This is a genomic window from Mesorhizobium sp. AR10 (assembly GCF_024746795.1).
Classification (GTDB): domain Bacteria; phylum Pseudomonadota; class Alphaproteobacteria; order Rhizobiales; family Rhizobiaceae; genus Mesorhizobium.
This window is the reverse complement of the sequence record NZ_CP080524.1, coordinates 1837485-1852916: the sequence shown is the minus strand read 5'-3', so window position 1 is coordinate 1852916 and position 15432 is coordinate 1837485. Positions and strand designations below refer to the sequence as shown.

At 62.4% G+C, this 15432-nt stretch carries 17 protein-coding genes and 1 tRNA gene; 11 read left to right on the top strand and 7 right to left on the bottom strand.

Translation table 11 applies throughout. The features are described 5' to 3' along the window. Nucleotides 1-25 precede the first annotated feature (25 nt). Both LHFGNBLO_RS12485 and LHFGNBLO_RS12480 read right to left on the bottom strand, forming a co-directional pair. Nucleotides 26-1357: an APC family permease gene (locus LHFGNBLO_RS12485; protein WP_258607624.1), complete on the bottom strand. Its 1332-nt coding sequence runs from the start codon at nucleotides 1355-1357 to the stop codon at nucleotides 26-28. Nucleotides 1358-1639: 282 nt separating this feature from the next. Beyond that, a tRNA-Leu gene (locus tag LHFGNBLO_RS12480) sits at nucleotides 1640-1724 on the bottom strand. Between the two features lie 169 nt (nucleotides 1725-1893). Between LHFGNBLO_RS12480 and LHFGNBLO_RS12475 the strand changes: the two genes are divergently transcribed. Together LHFGNBLO_RS12475 and LHFGNBLO_RS12470 are read left to right on the top strand one after the other, a co-directional pair. After that, complete coding sequence (locus LHFGNBLO_RS12475; RefSeq protein ID WP_258607622.1) at nucleotides 1894-2481, top strand: YqaA family protein; 588 nt, start codon at nucleotides 1894-1896, stop codon at nucleotides 2479-2481. Nucleotides 2482-2574: 93 nt separating this feature from the next. After that, nucleotides 2575-3093, top strand: coding sequence for a disulfide bond formation protein B (locus tag LHFGNBLO_RS12470; RefSeq protein WP_258607621.1), 519 nt, complete (start codon nucleotides 2575-2577; stop codon nucleotides 3091-3093). Nucleotides 3094-3245: 152 nt separating this feature from the next. Here LHFGNBLO_RS12470 and LHFGNBLO_RS12465 read toward each other — a convergent pair whose 3' ends face one another. Both LHFGNBLO_RS12465 and LHFGNBLO_RS12460 read right to left on the bottom strand, forming a co-directional pair. Continuing rightward, a complete protein-coding gene (locus LHFGNBLO_RS12465) occupies nucleotides 3246-3803 on the bottom strand; it encodes an HNH endonuclease (RefSeq protein WP_127259847.1) in 558 nt (185 codons plus the stop codon). 129 nt (nucleotides 3804-3932) lie between these two features. Next, a complete protein-coding gene (locus LHFGNBLO_RS12460; protein ID WP_258607618.1) occupies nucleotides 3933-4574 on the bottom strand; it encodes a DNA-3-methyladenine glycosylase family protein in 642 nt (213 codons plus the stop codon). A gap of 91 nt (nucleotides 4575-4665) precedes the next feature. On the opposite strand from LHFGNBLO_RS12460, the gene gluQRS reads away from it, so the two are divergent. Continuing rightward, complete coding sequence (gene gluQRS / locus LHFGNBLO_RS12455; RefSeq protein ID WP_258607616.1) at nucleotides 4666-5541, top strand: tRNA glutamyl-Q(34) synthetase GluQRS; 876 nt, start codon at nucleotides 4666-4668, stop codon at nucleotides 5539-5541. Here gluQRS and LHFGNBLO_RS12450 read toward each other — a convergent pair whose 3' ends face one another. After that, nucleotides 5542-5829, bottom strand: coding sequence for a hypothetical protein (locus LHFGNBLO_RS12450; protein WP_258607614.1), 288 nt, complete (start codon nucleotides 5827-5829; stop codon nucleotides 5542-5544). 161 nt (nucleotides 5830-5990) lie between these two features. Here LHFGNBLO_RS12450 and LHFGNBLO_RS12445 point away from each other — a divergent pair, with 161 nt between their 5' ends. Beyond that, a complete protein-coding gene (locus tag LHFGNBLO_RS12445) occupies nucleotides 5991-6869 on the top strand; it encodes a DMT family transporter (protein WP_258607612.1) in 879 nt (292 codons plus the stop codon). 113 nt (nucleotides 6870-6982) lie between these two features. Here LHFGNBLO_RS12445 and LHFGNBLO_RS12440 read toward each other — a convergent pair whose 3' ends face one another. Next, on the bottom strand, nucleotides 6983-7843 hold the full coding sequence (locus LHFGNBLO_RS12440; protein WP_258607604.1) for a YihY/virulence factor BrkB family protein: 861 nt from the start codon (nucleotides 7841-7843) through the stop codon (nucleotides 6983-6985). A 48-nt stretch (nucleotides 7844-7891) separates the two neighbouring features. Here LHFGNBLO_RS12440 and LHFGNBLO_RS12435 point away from each other — a divergent pair, with 48 nt between their 5' ends. The 7 genes from LHFGNBLO_RS12435 (at nucleotide 7892) to LHFGNBLO_RS12405 (ending at nucleotide 13366) form a co-directional block, all read left to right on the top strand. Continuing rightward, nucleotides 7892-8758 carry an SDR family oxidoreductase gene (locus tag LHFGNBLO_RS12435; protein WP_258607602.1) on the top strand — a complete coding sequence of 289 codons (867 nt, stop codon included), beginning with the start codon at nucleotides 7892-7894 and terminating at the stop codon, nucleotides 8756-8758. A gap of 24 nt (nucleotides 8759-8782) precedes the next feature. Then, nucleotides 8783-8974: a twin transmembrane helix small protein gene (locus LHFGNBLO_RS12430; protein WP_120016344.1), complete on the top strand. Its 192-nt coding sequence runs from the start codon at nucleotides 8783-8785 to the stop codon at nucleotides 8972-8974. Between the two features lie 21 nt (nucleotides 8975-8995). Next, complete coding sequence (locus LHFGNBLO_RS12425; protein ID WP_258607599.1) at nucleotides 8996-9577, top strand: cob(I)yrinic acid a,c-diamide adenosyltransferase; 582 nt, start codon at nucleotides 8996-8998, stop codon at nucleotides 9575-9577. A 27-nt stretch (nucleotides 9578-9604) separates the two neighbouring features. Continuing rightward, nucleotides 9605-10405 (top strand): rhomboid family intramembrane serine protease, encoded by an 801-nt coding sequence (locus tag LHFGNBLO_RS12420; protein WP_258607591.1) that lies wholly within the window; start codon nucleotides 9605-9607, stop codon nucleotides 10403-10405. Between the two features lie 261 nt (nucleotides 10406-10666). Beyond that, nucleotides 10667-11416 (top strand): electron transfer flavoprotein subunit beta/FixA family protein, encoded by a 750-nt coding sequence (locus tag LHFGNBLO_RS12415; protein WP_258607589.1) that lies wholly within the window; start codon nucleotides 10667-10669, stop codon nucleotides 11414-11416. Between the two features lie 24 nt (nucleotides 11417-11440). Beyond that, entirely contained in the window at nucleotides 11441-12370 is a 930-nt protein-coding gene (locus LHFGNBLO_RS12410) for an electron transfer flavoprotein subunit alpha/FixB family protein (protein ID WP_258607587.1), read from the top strand. A gap of 117 nt (nucleotides 12371-12487) precedes the next feature. Further along, a complete protein-coding gene (locus LHFGNBLO_RS12405) occupies nucleotides 12488-13366 on the top strand; it encodes a 3-hydroxybutyryl-CoA dehydrogenase (RefSeq protein ID WP_258607585.1) in 879 nt (292 codons plus the stop codon). A gap of 28 nt (nucleotides 13367-13394) precedes the next feature. On the opposite strand, the gene LHFGNBLO_RS12400 is transcribed toward LHFGNBLO_RS12405, so the two are convergent. Next, the gene (locus tag LHFGNBLO_RS12400) at nucleotides 13395-15344 is read right to left on the bottom strand and encodes a PAS domain S-box protein (RefSeq protein ID WP_258607582.1); all 1950 of its coding nucleotides are present in this window, start codon (nucleotides 15342-15344) and stop codon (nucleotides 13395-13397) included. Between the last annotated feature and the right edge of the window lie 88 nt (nucleotides 15345-15432).

Genomic DNA, 15432 nt, shown 5'->3' with positions numbered 1-15432 from the left:
GTTCGAACGGGGTCTCACTGCTTTACTATTCGGCAAAATCCATTTCCGGCGGCGCGCTCTGGAAGAAGCTCGTGAGGTACGCGAGATAGACCACGCCGACAGCCAGCCAGATGAGGCCAAGCACCTTGGCATTTCCATCGAGGTTCCACAGCAGGAAGAGGTCGCAGACGGCCGCCAGCGCCGGGATGATGAGACCGATCAGCATGCCGAGCGGATGGACCTGCTGATCGCGCCTGAGGTAGAGCGCGATCACCGAGACATTGACGGCGGTGAAGGCGAGGAAGGCGCCGAAATTGATGAACGAAGTCGAGGTGGTGACGTCCATGGTCAGCGCCGCAAGGCCGACCACACCGACCAGGATCAGGTTCAGGATCGGCGTGTGCCATTTCGGATGCAGGCTGCCGAAGAAAGACGCGGGCAACACGGTGTCGCGGCCCATGGCGTAGAGCAGCCGGCCGACACTCGCTTGCGCGGCAAGACCGGAGGTGAACTGCGCCACCACCAGCGTCGCCAGGAAGATCGTCACGAAGAGGTCGCCACCGATCGCCTTTGCGATTTCGGAGGCAGCAGTGTCGACCGAGGCGAAATCCGCACCTGGGTGGGCCAACTGAGTGAGATAGGCTGAGACGATGAAGATGAGGCCGCCGGCAAGCGCGACGATCAGGATCGCCTTCGGCATGGTGCGCCTGGCATCCCTGGTCTCTTCGGTCAACGTCGACACGGCGTCGAACCCGAGGAAGGAGTACGCTGCGATGGCAGCGCCGGCGACCGAGGCCGAGAACGGCACGCCGGTCTTGAAGAAGGGCGTGACGGAAACCAGTCCGCCAGGGCCGTTGAGCGCGATCACATAGCGCGCCGCCAGCACCAGGAAGACGACCAGCACGGCAAGTTGCACCAGCATCAGGATGACGTTCACGCGGTTGGCAAAGGCGATACCGATGACATTGACAAGCGTCGTCACCATGATGAAGCCGATGATCCAAACCCAGGTCGGCACCGCCGGAAAGGCCGCAGAGAGATAGGCAGCGCCAATCAACCAGATCACCATAGGCAGGAAGAAGTAGTCGAGCAGAACAGCCCAGCCGACAAGGAAGCCGACGCTGGGATTGATCGACCGGCGGGCATAGGTATAGGCCGATCCGGCAACCGGATAGACCCGCGCCATGACGCCGTAGCTGATGGCCGTCAACAGGATGGCCGCGGCGGCGACCAGATAGGCCATCGCAGTCGTTCCTTGACTTGCCGTCGCCAGCGCGCCGAACGTGCCGAAGACGATCATCGGCGTCATGTAGGCGAGCCCGAAAAGCACGACGGACCAGAGGCCGAGCGCGCGGTCGAGTTTGATTGTGTCGTTCATTGTTCCGCCTCCGGGAGTGTGATGTCCGATGCTTTTGGAGACCGGGCGGGCTTGAGATCGAACTGTTCCGCGCAGGCTTCCGTTCGCATTTCTTTCAAGATGAAGCGAACATGACTTAGCCGGCGCAGCGCGACCATAACCCCAAGGTACTATGCCGCAGTCGCTGCCCGATCCTGCGCATAAACTCGGCCACGCCCCAGCCCAGGGCAGCGTGACGCCGATCGATCCCGTGACCGGCAAACCCGGCCAGCAGATGAACCCCGGGCGCTCAAAAAATGGGAATGGTGCCCCTAGCCGGAATCGAACCAGCACTCCTTGCGGAACTCGATTTTGAGTCGAGCGCGTCTACCAATTCCGCCATAGGGGCTCAGGCCTGAGGGCCTGGATGGGCGCGGACTATACGGTTGGAGGCCTGTTCGTCAACTGGCCAATTCCATGCCCGCGACCAAACTTCATCTTTCGGTTTCGTGAAGCCACTGCCATTGTGCAGCGCGGAAAATCTTTCTAGACAGACGACGCGTGCCACAGGAGAGCGGATGCTTCGCGGACTTTACGACTGGACCCTATCCCTTGCAGCCCGAAAATCCGCCGAATGGTGGCTGGCTTTCATCGCTTTCGTCGAAAGCTCGGTGTTCCTGGTGCCGGCCGACGTGCTCTATCTGCCGATGGCGTTGTCGCGGCCGGATCGTGCCTATCGCTACGCGGCGATCGCCACCGCTGCTTCGGTGCTGGGTGGCATCGCCGGCTGGTTCATCGGCCACTATGCCTATGATGCGGTGGCGCGACCGATCCTCGAATTCTACGGCAAGTATGATGAGTTCGAGCAGTTGCGCACCTCATCGGGCGTCGGCTTCATCGTTCTGATGCTGATCACCTCGGGTGCCGCCCATCTGCCGCCGATCAAGGTGGTCACGATCCTGTCCGGCGTCATCGGCGTCAATCTGGGGCTGTTCATCGTGTTGGCCATCGTCGCCCGCGGGGGCCGATTCCTGTTCCTGGCCTGGCTGCTGCGCCGCTATGGCGAGCCGATCCGCGAGTTCATCGAAAAGCGCCTCGGCCTGATCGCAGGCGCCGGCGCCGCCGCCCTGATTTTGCTCTATATCGTCGTCAAATACGCGTTCTGATGCATGTCGCCTAAAAATGCGCAGCGGTTTTGGGAAAACGGCATGCATAAAACGAGGCTGAGCGCGGCGGCGAACTGAACGGACGATAGATCAATGACAGCGACCATGAATGCCGACACCGGGCGCCAGCGGACACGGACGGCGTTGTTTCTCGCAGTCGCCATGGCTGGCACCGTCGGCTCCGCACTGGCCTTCCAGTATATCGGCGGCTACATCCCCTGCCATCTCTGCCTGGAGCAACGCACCCCCTACTATGTCGGCGTGCCGTTGATGCTGCTGGCCGTGTTGGCGTCGGCGCTGCACGCCCCTGCTTGGCTGACTCGTGGCCTGCTGGCTGTCGGTGGCCTGCTGATGCTGTATGGCCTCTATCTCGGCGTCTATCACTCCGGTGTCGAATGGGCGTGGTGGGCGGGTCCGACCGATTGCACCGCGGGTGCCGGCCCGGTAGACACCGGCGGCAAGGGCGTGCTCGACGCGCTCGACAAATTCGTGCCGCCCTCCTGCGACAAGGCGGCACTGCGCATCCTCGGCCTCTCGCTGGCCGGCTGGAACGCCATCGCCAGCTTCATCCTGGCCGCCGTCGCCTTCCGCAGCGCGCTTTCACGCGACTGAATTAGCGCGACGCAGAGTTCGCGCAAAAATTCGGCAGGCTGAGTCGGATGGCGCGGCTTTCGAGAACCGGAGCGGAGCGTACTCAAGTACGTGAGCACCGGAAGCGCAGAAAGCTGCGTCAGGCGGCCAGCATGGCGGATTTCTGCCGAACTCTATGGTTCGAGTTCGACATCCCAGTAGAGATAATCCATCCAGCTTTCATGCAGATGGTTGGGCGGGAACAACCGGCCGTTGTTGTGCAGGTCGTGCACCGTCGGCTGGAAGGGTTTTTGCAGCGGCCACATCTTCGCGTGGGCCGGCATCATGCCACCCTTCCTGAGATTGCAGGGCGAGCAGGCGGCAACGACATTTTCCCACGTCGTCGCGCCGCCGCGATGGCGGGGAACGACATGGTCGAAGGTCAGGTCCTCCGGCGTGCCGCAATACTGACACTGGAAGCGGTCGCGCAGAAAGACGTTGAAGCGGGTGAAGGCCGGATGCCGGGACGGCTTCACATAGGCCTTCAGGCTGACGACGCTCGGCAGCTTCATCGAGAAGGTCGGAGAGGATACGGCATGCTCGTATTCGGCGACGATGTTCACCCGGTCGAGGAACACTGCCTTGATGGCGTCCTGCCATGACCAGAGCGACAGAGGGTAATAGCTGAGCGGACGGTAATCCGCATTCAGCACCAGCGCTGGAAGCCCATCCGGAGATACGGCAACCGTCACGTCCTGGACCTCCTTGGCTCTTGAACCGATCGGCGCGGATACTGTAAGCCCGACATGACAGGGATGTGAAGCGGCATGTCGGCCAAATGACACGCCAAAAGCGCATGATTTTAAAGCTTTTTTGCGATTTCAGGCGGGAGGCGCGGCGTCTCTGCCCTTCAATTCGCGATAATAGGCCCAGAAAAGCCGCGATGCGACACCCCGCCACGGGCTCCATGATTCGGCCAGCTGGATCAGCGTTTTCTCCGGCGGACGCGGCTCGATGCCGAGCGCGTGACCGACAGCCGTTTGTAGCGCGACATCACGCGCCGGGAAAATATCGGGGTGGCCGGCGGCAAACAGAAGATAGACTTCCGCCGTCCACGGACCGATGCCCGGCACCTTGGTCATCGCCGCGATCGCCTCGCCGGCATCGAGCAAGCAGAGATGATCGAGGTCGAGACCATCGGCCACGGCCTGGGCGATGGCGATCAGGCCGCGCTGCTTCGGCCGCGACAGCCCGGCCTCGCGAAACATGCCCTCCTCAGCGATAAGGATCGCGTGCGGTGTCAGCGGATCGACGAGTTTTGTCAGCCGGCCGAAAATGGCGTCGGCGCTGGCGCGGGAGACCTGCTGCGAGACGATGATCGAGGCGAGGCTCCTGAACCCGGGTTCGGACAGCCTGAGCGGCACGTCGCCGGCCATGCCGCGAACCATTTCAAGGCGCGGATCGATCAGGCAAAGCGCCTCGAGACCTCGCGAAATGTCGTCGAGCGTGGCGATGCGTTGCATGGATGCTTGTTCCCGGCGCAGAATGGCAGATGAAACCAGGCGCAAGGTAGAATTGGCGAAAGCGCCCGACAACCCGATTGCTGCCTGAGAGATGACGCTCCTGACATTCCGCTTCGCGCCGAGCCCGAATGGCGAACTGCATCTCGGCCACGCCTATTCGGCGCTGCTCAACCAAAAACTGGCAAGGGCGGCGGGCGGGCGCCTGCTGCTGCGTGTCGAGGACATCGACACGACACGCTGCACCCCGGAATTCGAAGCGGGTATCTTTCGCGACTTGGAGTGGCTCGGGCTTGATTGGGAAGAGCCGGTCCGCCGCCAGTCCGACCATTTCACGGACTATCAGAGCGTGCTCGACCGGTTGATCCGCGAAGAACTCGTCTACCCGGCCTTCATGAGCCGAGGCGACATCAGAGCCTTCATTGCCGACAGCGAAAAGCGCGGTCGCGACTGGCCGCGCGACCCGGACGGCGTGCCGCTCTATCCAGCCACCGACAAGACGTTGCCGATGACAGAGCGCAAGCGGCGGATCGCCGAAGGGGCGCCCTTCGCCTGGCGGCTGGATGTCGAGGCTGCGATGGCGCGCGTCGGCAAGGACCTGTCATGGAGCGAATTTTCCGACGAGACGCTTTCTTCAACACGTGCGGTGGAGGCCCGGCCGCAGGACTGGGGGGACGTGATCGTGGCGCGACGCGAAATCCCGACCAGCTATCATCTCGCCGTCGTCGTCGACGACGCGCTGCAAGGCATCAGCCACGTCGTGCGCGGCCAGGACCTGTTTTCCGCCACCGGAGTGCAACGCCTGCTTCAGGAAATCCTCGGCCTCAAGCAGCCACGCTACTTGCACCATCGTCTCATCCTAGGACCGGACGGACGAAAGCTGTCGAAGAGTCTTGGGGACACCGGTCTTGCTGCCCTCAGGCAGGCAGGCGCATCGCCTGACGATGTCAGGCGGCTCGTCGGGCTGTAATCACCAGCGGGCGAGCCCTGCCTTGACCAGCGCTAGCGTGCTGATGAAGGTGAAGGCGCCGCCCAAGCCCCAGCCGACCGCGAGCTTGAGATCTCTCAGGACGATGCCATGTTCATTTGCCACCATGACCGCCAGGAAGAAGCCGAGCGTGAACAGCAGCGTGTTGCCGGTCGAGCCGAAGCCGTCATCCTTCATGATGGCGTCGAGCGCCGTACCGAAGAAGAAGCCGAAGACGGCGACGCTCGCAACTGTCATCAGCAGCCAACTTGTATCGAGATGCAAAAGCATGTTCGCCCGCTCCTGTCGAAGCCGAAACGCCATCCTGTGACGCCACCCGTTAAATTCGAATGAGCTTATAAATCAATTGTTTCGTTTTGCTTGCTGGTTTGAAGCGCATTAGAGCAGTCGCGGTAGTGATCCTTTCACCCAACACGCGGCGGTCCGGCAAAATGCACAGTCTCAAGCGGTTCATCCCCGCCTCTTTTGTCGTCCTGTGGGCGACCGGCTTCATCGGCGCGCGCTATGCCATGCCGTGGGCGGAGCCCTTCACTTTCCTGGCCGTGCGCTTCGTTCTGGCGGCCGTCCTGCTGGCCGGCCTGATGGTCGTGCTCGGCTCGAAGAGAGCAACCCGCGCGGAGGCGCTTCATGCAACGGGCGCCGGCATTCTGATGCATGGCGTCTATCTCGGCGCCGTGTTCTGGGCGATCCACAGAGGCATGCCAGCCGGGATTTCTGCTCTGATCGTCGGCTTGCAGCCGTTGGTCACCGCTGTGCTCGCCGGCAGGTTTCTCGGCGAGACCATACTGCCGCGTCATTGGGCCGGCCTTGCAGTCGGCCTTGTCGGCGCAATCATCGTGCTTTGGCCGAAACTCGGCGCTCTCGGCGGCGGTGTGACGGCGGAGACGCTGATCGCCTCGCTTGTCTCGGTGCTGGGCATGAGCGCTGGCACGATCTGGCAAAAGCGCTTCGCCTCCGGTGGCGATCTCGTGGCGGCGACCATGTGGCAATATGTCGGCGGCGCCTCGCTGATGGCCTTGGCTTCGCTCGCCTTCGAGACACGCACGGTCACCGTCAACGGCGAACTGATCTTTGCCATGGCATGGCTGGTGCTGGTGCTGTCGATCGGCGCCATCTTCCTGTTGATGGTGATGATCCGCGACGGCGAGATGTCGAAAGTCGCGTCACTGTTCTACCTGGTTCCGGCCGTCACCGCGGTCATCGCCTGGGCCCTTTTCGGCGAACAGCTCAATCTTGTCCAGATTGCCGGCATGGCGATCGCCACGCTCGGCGTTGGGCTGGCAACCGCTCGGCCCGCCAGGGAGAACTGAGGAATTGAAGAACTGAAGAATTGGAGAAAAAGCACACAGCGCTGGATGGCCGCTTTTTCCTCAATTCCTCAATTCCTCAATTCTCCAGTTCTTCAATTCCTCAATCGCCGGACTCAGCCGACGCGGGCGCGCGCCTCGAGATAGCGGCTGATCGCGGCGTTGAGCTCGCCGCCGAGGATGAAGATCGCCGAGAGCATGTAGAGGAAGACCACCGCGATCATGATCGAGGCGAGGCCGGCATAGGTGGTCACATAGGACGAGAAATGATCGAGATAGGTGGCGAAGACGGTCGAACCGACAAGCCATGCCGCCAGTGTGAAGATGATGCCGGGCACGATCGAGACGAAGCGGCGCCTGCCCGCCGGCAGCCAGAAATGCACGGCAAACAGCCCGCCGACGATGACCACCGAGGCGATGACGTAACGCCATAGCGTGATCGTGCCCATATAGGGCTTGATCCCTTCGATATGTGCTTCGGCGAGCCGCGCCAGCAACGGCGCGAGCACCAGCAGCACGCTGATCGCCAGGAACCCTGCCGTGGCGATCAAAACGAAAATGATGCTCTGCACCCGGCGGTAGATGATGCCGCGCGTCTCGGACACACGATAGGCTCGGTTGAGCGAGGTGCGCAGCGCCTCGATGCCGTTCGAGGCGAAGTAGGCGGCAAGCAGCACGCCGTAGGTCAAAAGGTCGGTGCGCCGAACAGTGAGCACGTTGAGCACCTCGCGCGCGATCGGCTTGGCGATCTGCTCAGGCCAGGTGTCGAAGACGAGGTGCACGGCCGTGTCGGAGAAGGCCTGCGCGCCGAGGAAGCTGGCCAGCGTCGTGGCGAAAATCAGAAACGGGAACAGTGCCATCAACGACGTGATCGCCAGATGACTGGCCATTGCCCAGCCGTCGTCGGTGTTGAAATGGCCAAGCGCGTCATAGAGCACGCGGCGCAGGGCGACAATCTTCCGCAACAAGAACCGCATTCCCTTCGATTGTCTCGACGTCGCGAATATGGGAAGGGATTGCGGCAAATGGCAACCCTAGGTCAAACGACAATTCCTCATGGAGCCGCGTTGCGCACGATCATCGTCACCGGCGCCTCTTCCGGGATAGGCGCTTATTGCGCCCGGGCGCTCAAGACGGAGGGCTGGCGGGTGTTCGCGACGGCGCGCAAACCCAGCGACATTGCCGCGCTCGAGGCCGATGGCATCGAGGCGTTCTATCTCGACTACCGTGAACCCAACTCCATCGAGGCGCTGGTGGCCTCGGTGCTCGAGCGGACGGGCGGACGGCTCGATGCCCTGTTCAACAATGGCGCCTACGCACAGCCCGGTGCGGTGGAAGACCTGCCGGTAGCCGCACTCAGGGAACAATTCGAGGCAAATGTCTTCGGCTGGCACGACCTTACCCGCCGTATCGTGCCGGCGATGCGCAGCCAGGGCCATGGTCGGCTCGTCCACTGCTCCTCGATCCTCGGGCTGACGCCGGTTCGCTTTCGCGGCGCCTATTCGGCATCGAAGCACGCGCTCGAAGGGCTGATGCTGTGCATGCATCAGGAGCTCCAGGGCAGCGGCATCCACGTCTCACTGATCGAGCCGGGGCCGGTGACATCGAAGATCGCCAGCAATGCGTTGTTCTGGTTCCTCAGGAATATCGACCACGAGAACTCCGTCCACCGTGTCGACTACGAGGCGCAATTGGCACGGCTGCGGGCCGGCGGCAGCGTATCGGGGCTGAAACCCGGGCCGGAGGTGGTTCATGCGGCCCTGCGCCATGCGCTTCTGTCGCGGCGCCCGCGACCGCACTATGTGGTAACAGTGCCGGCCAGAATCGGCGTGATCCTCAAACGCATATTGCCGGCATCGATGCTCTACCGCTTGCTTGCCAAACGCGCCTGAACGCAATCGAACTGGGAACAGACTATGGCAACCGTCTTCAATGTCCTCGCCGTCCTCGTCATGGTCGCCGTGGTGATCGTGCTTATCCGCGGCCTCATCAACATGATGCGCGGCGGCGACGGCATGACCTCGAACAAGCTGATGCAGGCGCGTGTGCTCTTGCAGTTCGTGGCATTGGTGCTGATCCTGCTGGCGGTGTATTTCACCCGCAAGTGACGGCATTTCGGGAGGCAAGCCGTGGTCAAGCTCAACAAGATCTACACTCGCACCGGCGACGACGGCACCACCGGCCTCGGCACCGGTGAACGGCGGCTGAAATCCGATCTGCGCATCGACGCCTATGGCACGGTCGACGAAGCCAATGCCTGCATCGGCATGGCCCGCGTCCACACCGCTTCAACCCATCCGTCGATCGACGCGATGCTCAGCCGCATCCAGAACGACCTTTTCGACCTCGGCGCCGATCTGGCCGTGCCTGAGGACGGCAAGCCGCTCGGCTATGAGCCGCTGCGCATCATCGTCTCGCAGACCGACCGTGTCGAAAAGGACATCGACTTGCTCAACAAGGATCTGCAGCCGCTCAAATCCTTCGTCCTGAACGGCGGCACGCCGGCCGCCGCCGCCCTTCACCTCGCCCGCACGGTGGCGCGGCGGGCCGAGCGCATCATGGTGGCGCTGGCGCAGGACCCGCGCGAACACGTCAACCGCGAGGCCATAAAATACATCAACCGGGTGTCGGATTTTCTGTTCGTCGCCGCGCGTGCGGTCAATGACAACGGAAACGCCGACGTGTTATGGGTTCCCGGCAAGAACCGCTGAATTTTGCCGAAGCGGGAGGGGTCCCAGTTGTTCATCCCGCTCTACGACACCAACAGGCTGCGGCATATCCGGCTGCAATATGTGACGATCAGCCTGATTGCGGTCAACACGCTCATCTACCTCGCCACATCGCTCGGCGGTGAGGCTTTCTCAAACGCCGCAGTGCTCGGCCTCGGTTTTATTCCGTCCGTCGTTCACGACAGGGTGGAACTGGCCCCGCAATTTGTGGTCATCCCCGAGAGCCTGAGCTACCTCACCTATTCCTTCCTGCATGCCGATATTTTCCACCTCGGTGGCAACATGCTGTTCCTGTGGGTGTTCGGCGACAATGTCGAAGATGCGCTCGGCCATATCCGCTATCTCATCTTCTACTTGGCTTGCGCCATCGCCGGTGCCTTCTTCCAGGGGCTGGTGGCGTGGGACTCGCAAGTGCCGTTGATCGGCGCCTCAGGCGCCATCGCCGGCGTGGTCGCCGCCTACCTGATCCTCTATCCCAGGGTGAAAGTATGGGTGCTGGCCTTTGCCCGCATTCCGCTGCGCATCCCGGCCTTCATCCCGCTGATCCTGTGGATCCTGTTTCAAATCGTGATGTTTGCCGCCGGCGGCGAGGACCAGATTTCCTGGGCCTGCCATATAGGCGGCATCATCGCCGGGGCCGTGCTGGTGCTTGTCTTGCGCAGGCGTGGCGTACAGCTGCTTCGTGGGGACGACGAGGCCGTTGCGGTCATGGAACAGACGCCCGTCTCTGCCGGGCCGGTCGCAAACGATCCGCCCGCTGCCCAACCGGCGCCGCGCTGGGGGCGAGGAAGCACTGCCAGCCCGGACTGAACCGATTTGAGTGCGCTACAGATATTGACGAGCAGGGTTGTCGCAACTACGGAAGCGCCACCGTTGAGCATGATCCCGAAAAGTGGAAACCGGTTTTCGGAAAAGATCATGCTCAAACAAAAGATAGAGCCCCATCCCGATTCCATCGGGATGGAACAGGCTCTAGGCTAGAATTCCGTCCGGAATGTCGGCTTTCGACAACTCTGAAGGGCCACACGCTGCTATAGCGCGCCCAACTATCTCAGGAGAGGTGACAGGAAAATGAAGATCCTTGTGCCCGTGAAGCGGGTTGTGGATGCGAATGTTAAGGTTCGCGTCAAGGCTGACGGTTCGGCGGTGGAACTGGCCAACGTCAAGATGGCGATGAACCCGTTCGACGAGATCGCGGTCGAAGAGGCGATCCGGCTGAAGGAAGCCGGCAAGGCCGACGAGATCATCGTCGTCTCGATCGGACTGCAGCAGGCGCAGGAGACCTTGCGCACCGCACTCGCCATGGGTGCCGACCGCGCCATCCTGGTCAAGACCGACGAGCAGACCGAGCCGCTGGGCGTTGCCAAGGTGCTGAAGGGTGTCGTCGAGGCGGAGAAGCCCGGCCTCGTCATTCTCGGCAAGCAGGCGATCGACGACGATTCGAACCAGACCGGCCAGATGCTGGCCGCATTGCTGGGCTGGGCGCAGGGCACCTTCGCTTCCAAGATCGTGCTCGACGGCGACAAGGCCAAGGTGACACGCGAAGTCGATGGCGGCCTGCAGACGGTGGAACTGAAGATGCCGGCGATCGTGACGGCCGATCTGCGCCTCAACCAGCCGCGCTATGCCTCGCTGCCCAACATCATGAAGGCCAAGAAGAAGCAGCTCGACGAGAAGAGCCCTGCCGACTACGGCGCCGACGTCAAGCCGCGCCTGAAAGTGCTCAAGACCGAAGAGCCGAGCGGCCGCAAGGCAGGCGTCAAGGTCAAGAGCGTCGCCGAACTGGTCGACAAGCTCAAGAATGAAGCCGGCGTGCTGTAAGCGATCGGAAAAGGAGACAAGAACATGGCTATTCTTCTGATTGCCGAACACGACAATTCGACGCTTTCCGACCAGACCGCCAAGGCGCTGTCGGCAGCGCTGCAGATCGGTTCGGACGTGCATGTGCTGGTTGCCGGCAAGGGCGCCAAGCCGGCAGCCGACGCCGCTGCCAAGCTCAAGGGCGTGACCAAGGTGCTGCTGGCCGATGCCGATGAACTGGCCGAGCGCCTCGCCGAACCGATGGCCGCACTCGTCGTTTCGCTGGCCGGTTTCTATGACACGATCATCGCGCCGGCGACCTCGTCGGGCAAGAATGTCGCGCCGCGCGTGGCAGCCCTGCTCGATGTCGCGCAGGTGTCCGAAATCATCGAGGTGGTGTCGCCCGACACCTTCAAGCGGCCGATCTATGCCGGCAACGCCATCCAGACGGTGCAGTCGACCGACGCCAAGAAGGTCATCACCGTGCGCACCGCTTCCTTCCAGGCGGCTCCCGAGGGCGGCTCGGCAGCGGTCGAGGCCGTCAAGGCCGCAAGCGATCCCGGCCTGTCCTCCTTCGTCGAGAACAAGCTCTCCGAGACCGACCGTCCGGAACTGACCTCGGCCAAGATCATCATCTCGGGCGGCCGCGCGCTGGGTTCGGCGGAAAAATTCCAGGAAGTCATTTTGCCGGTCGCCGACAAGCTCGGTGCCGCCGTCGGTGCCTCCCGCGCCGCGGTCGATGCCGGCTATGCGCCGAACGACTGGCAGGTCGGCCAGACCGGCAAGGTGGTCGCCCCCGATCTCTACATCGCCGTCGGCATCTCCGGCGCCATCCAGCACCTCGCCGGCATGAAGGATTCGAAGGTCATCGTCGCCATCAACAAGGACGAGGAAGCGCCGATCTTCCAGGTCGCCGACTACGGCCTCGTCGGCGACCTTTTCGTCATTCTGCCGGAACTGCAAAAGGCGCTTTGACGCTTTCTCCCAAAGCGTATTAAATTGTGAAGGGTGGGGTAGACGAAGCTGCCCCACCCTTTTAGTTTGCACCGCACAAAAAGCAGGCCGCAAAGGCCTTAGGACGGGATCGGTGTAATGAGCAAGATCGAGACGATCGGCATCATCGGCGCGGGCCAGATGGGCGGTGGCATCGCCCATGTCTCCGCGCTCTCGGGCTACAAGGTGCTGATCTACGACATTTCACCCGATCGCATCGAAAAGGGTATCGCCACGATCAGCGGCAACATGGCCCGCCAAGTCGGCTCCGGCAAGCTTGAGGAAAAGGTCCGCAACGACGCGATGGCGCGCATTGTGGCCGCCCCCGCCATGGCCGACCTTGCGGGTGCTGATCTGGTGATCGAAGCGGCGACCGAGGACGAGACGGTCAAGCGCAAGATCTACGCCCAGCTTTGCCCGCAGCTCAATCCTGAAGCGATCCTGGCGACGAACACCTCGTCGATCTCGATCACTCGCCTTGCCGCCCAAACCGACCGGCCGGAACGCTTCATCGGCATCCATTTCATGAACCCGGTGCCGCTGATGAAGCTGGTCGAACTGGTGCGCGGCATCGCCACAGAGGACCAGACCTTCGAGGCGGCAAAGACCTATGTGAAGCAGCTCGACAAGACGATCACCGTCTCGGAGGATTTTCCCGCCTTCATCGTCAACCGCATCCTGTTGCCGATGATCAACGAGGCTATCTACACGCTCTACGAGGGTGTCGGTTCGGTCGACGCCATCGACACCGCCATGAGGCTCGGCGCCAACCATCCGATGGGACCGCTGCAGCTTGCCGATTTCATCGGCCTCGACACCTGCCTGTCGATCATGCAGGTGCTGCATGATGGCCTGTCGGATTCGAAATACCGCCCCTGCCCGCTGCTGGTGAAATATGTCGAGGCCGGCTGGCTAGGCCGCAAGACCGGACGCGGCTTCTACGACTATCGCGGCGAACATCCCGTTCCAACGCGCTAGACCAACAAACAAGAAGCGCTGCGCGTCCTTACGACGCCACGGCGAGCGGCGCTGGTGCCTTTGTGCTGTCGCCGCTTGTGTCGGCCTCGTCTGGCGCCATGGAAACGCATCCACGGCCGGCGGCCTTGGCTGCATAACAAGCGGCGTCGGCCCGCGCGATGATCTCGTCGACTTCGCCGCAGCCGGCGCGGATCGGCGTCAACCCGACGCTGGCGCCAATCGAGTGAGGCCGGTCATCCCAGGTGAAATCCAGGCTGCGGATCGCTTTGATGATGGATCGCGCGATATGGGTGGCGCCGGCAGCCGAGCCTGACTTCAGGATGACCGCGAATTCGTCGCCTCCCAGGCGGGCAACGATGTCTTCCGGACCGAGGGCGCCACGGATGGCGTCGGCAACCTGCTTGAGCAAGGCATCGCCGGCAGCGTGACCACCGGTATCGTTGACCTGCTTGAAATGGTCGAGATCGATGAACATGAACTGATGCTCGCCCCCGACCGACCTTGTCGCGTCGGCCGTACCGGCCTTGCGGCTCTGATCGATCAGCTCCTCCATGGTGCGGATGAAGCTCGAGCGATTGGCGAGGCCGGTGAGCGCATCATGGGCGGCGGCATAGGCGAGCTGGCGCTGCAAGGCGCGCGCATCGGTGAAGTCCTGAAAGACGATGACCAGGCCGCAGAACTCGTTCCGGTCGTTCATGATCGGCGATACGACCTGCCGGATGCTGCATCGCGTGTCGTCGCGCCGGATGAGGACTGCGCGGCTGTTCTGGTCGGCAGGGCCGGAGCCACCGATCGCCGGTCGCGTCACGCTGATCCTTTGGCCGGTTTCCTCGTCGACCGCCCAGTAGACATGGCCAAGCGTCTTGCCGAGCGCCTCGCTGCCTTCAACACCGGTCAGCTTTTCGGCAACCGGATTCATGAAGGTGACACGGTTTGCCGCATCGGTGCAGATGACGGCGTCGCCGATCGATTGCAGCGTTACCCGAAGGCGCTCCTTCTCATCGGCCAGCATCGCCGCCGAGACGATGAGGCGCGCTTCGGCCTGCTTACGTTGGGTGATATCGGTCAGGCTGCCGATGGCCCTGATCAGGCGCCCTTCGCTGTCGCGCTCCAGCGCCTTGCCGCGGTCGAGGATCCAGATCCAGTGGCCATCTTTATGGCGCATCCTGAATTCGGCTTCGAAGTACTGCGTTTTGCCGTCCAGATGGGCGCGATCGGCCTCGGCGACGACCTCACGGTCGTCCGGATGGATCATCGTCAGCCAGAGGTCGGGATCGCCGTCCAGCTCGCCATTCGCATAGCCCAGCATCTCCACCCAGGTAGCGGAATAGGTCGTGCCGCCCTTGCGCATGTCGAGGTCCCAGACACCTTGGCCGGCGCTGGCCAGTGCGAAATTCCAGCGCGTTTCGGCTTCGGCTATGCGCGCCTCGGACTGCTTGCGCGCGTCGATGTCCTCGATCTGGGAAACGAGGTAGAGCGGACGGCCGCTGCCTTCTTCGCGAATGACGGAGCCGGCAAGCTGGGCCCAGACGGGTGTTCCGTCCTTCCTGAGGTAGCGCTTTTCGAAGCGGAAGGAATCGACCTTGCCCTCTCTCAGCTTCTCCATCGTTTCCTTGCCGATCTGCAGATCGTCAGGATGCGTGATCTGAAAGAAGGTCAGCGTCTCGAGCTCCTCACGGGCATAGTCGAGCATGGCGGCGAAGGCGGGATTGGTCTGGATAATGCGACCGTCGAGGCCAACGATGACGACACCGATCGCCGAATCTTCCATGGCGCGGCGGAAGCGCTGCTCGCTCTCGGCGATCTGCCGGCGATCGTCCACGATCCGACGGATGAACAAGATCAAAATGAAAACCGCGCCCGCGGCAATCGTGACCGATATCTGCAGACAGAGCTTCAGGGCTTCGGCACTGACGTCCAGCCGCGACAACGGGACGGACACGGCCACCGCGCAAAAGCTGACAGCCAGCAGCGCCAAAGCTGCGCGCCTATTAGGTCCCAAGCCCTTCGATTCTTGCCATGTCACGATGTGTGCGATCCCCATGCATAGTCGCATGTCCCCGCGA

What these genes read in the sequence shown, in the direction of transcription:
- LHFGNBLO_RS12485 (WP_258607624.1), bottom strand. Translation starts at nt 1,357, where the DNA reads ATGAACGACACAATCAAACTCGACCGCGCGCTCGGCCTCTGGTCCGTC.
- LHFGNBLO_RS12475 (WP_258607622.1), top strand. Translation starts at nt 1,894, where the DNA reads ATGCTTCGCGGACTTTACGACTGGACCCTATCCCTTGCAGCCCGAAAA.
- LHFGNBLO_RS12470 (WP_258607621.1), top strand. Translation starts at nt 2,575, where the DNA reads ATGACAGCGACCATGAATGCCGACACCGGGCGCCAGCGGACACGGACG.
- LHFGNBLO_RS12460 (WP_258607618.1), bottom strand. Translation starts at nt 4,574, where the DNA reads ATGCAACGCATCGCCACGCTCGACGACATTTCGCGAGGTCTCGAGGCG.
- gluQRS (WP_258607616.1), top strand. Translation starts at nt 4,666, where the DNA reads ATGACGCTCCTGACATTCCGCTTCGCGCCGAGCCCGAATGGCGAACTG.
- LHFGNBLO_RS12450 (WP_258607614.1), bottom strand. Translation starts at nt 5,829, where the DNA reads ATGCTTTTGCATCTCGATACAAGTTGGCTGCTGATGACAGTTGCGAGC.
- LHFGNBLO_RS12445 (WP_258607612.1), top strand. Translation starts at nt 5,991, where the DNA reads ATGCACAGTCTCAAGCGGTTCATCCCCGCCTCTTTTGTCGTCCTGTGG.
- LHFGNBLO_RS12440 (WP_258607604.1), bottom strand. Translation starts at nt 7,843, where the DNA reads ATGCGGTTCTTGTTGCGGAAGATTGTCGCCCTGCGCCGCGTGCTCTAT.
- LHFGNBLO_RS12435 (WP_258607602.1), top strand. Translation starts at nt 7,892, where the DNA reads ATGGCAACCCTAGGTCAAACGACAATTCCTCATGGAGCCGCGTTGCGC.
- LHFGNBLO_RS12430 (WP_120016344.1), top strand. Translation starts at nt 8,783, where the DNA reads ATGGCAACCGTCTTCAATGTCCTCGCCGTCCTCGTCATGGTCGCCGTG.
- LHFGNBLO_RS12415 (WP_258607589.1), top strand. Translation starts at nt 10,667, where the DNA reads ATGAAGATCCTTGTGCCCGTGAAGCGGGTTGTGGATGCGAATGTTAAG.
- LHFGNBLO_RS12410 (WP_258607587.1), top strand. Translation starts at nt 11,441, where the DNA reads ATGGCTATTCTTCTGATTGCCGAACACGACAATTCGACGCTTTCCGAC.
- LHFGNBLO_RS12405 (WP_258607585.1), top strand. Translation starts at nt 12,488, where the DNA reads ATGAGCAAGATCGAGACGATCGGCATCATCGGCGCGGGCCAGATGGGC.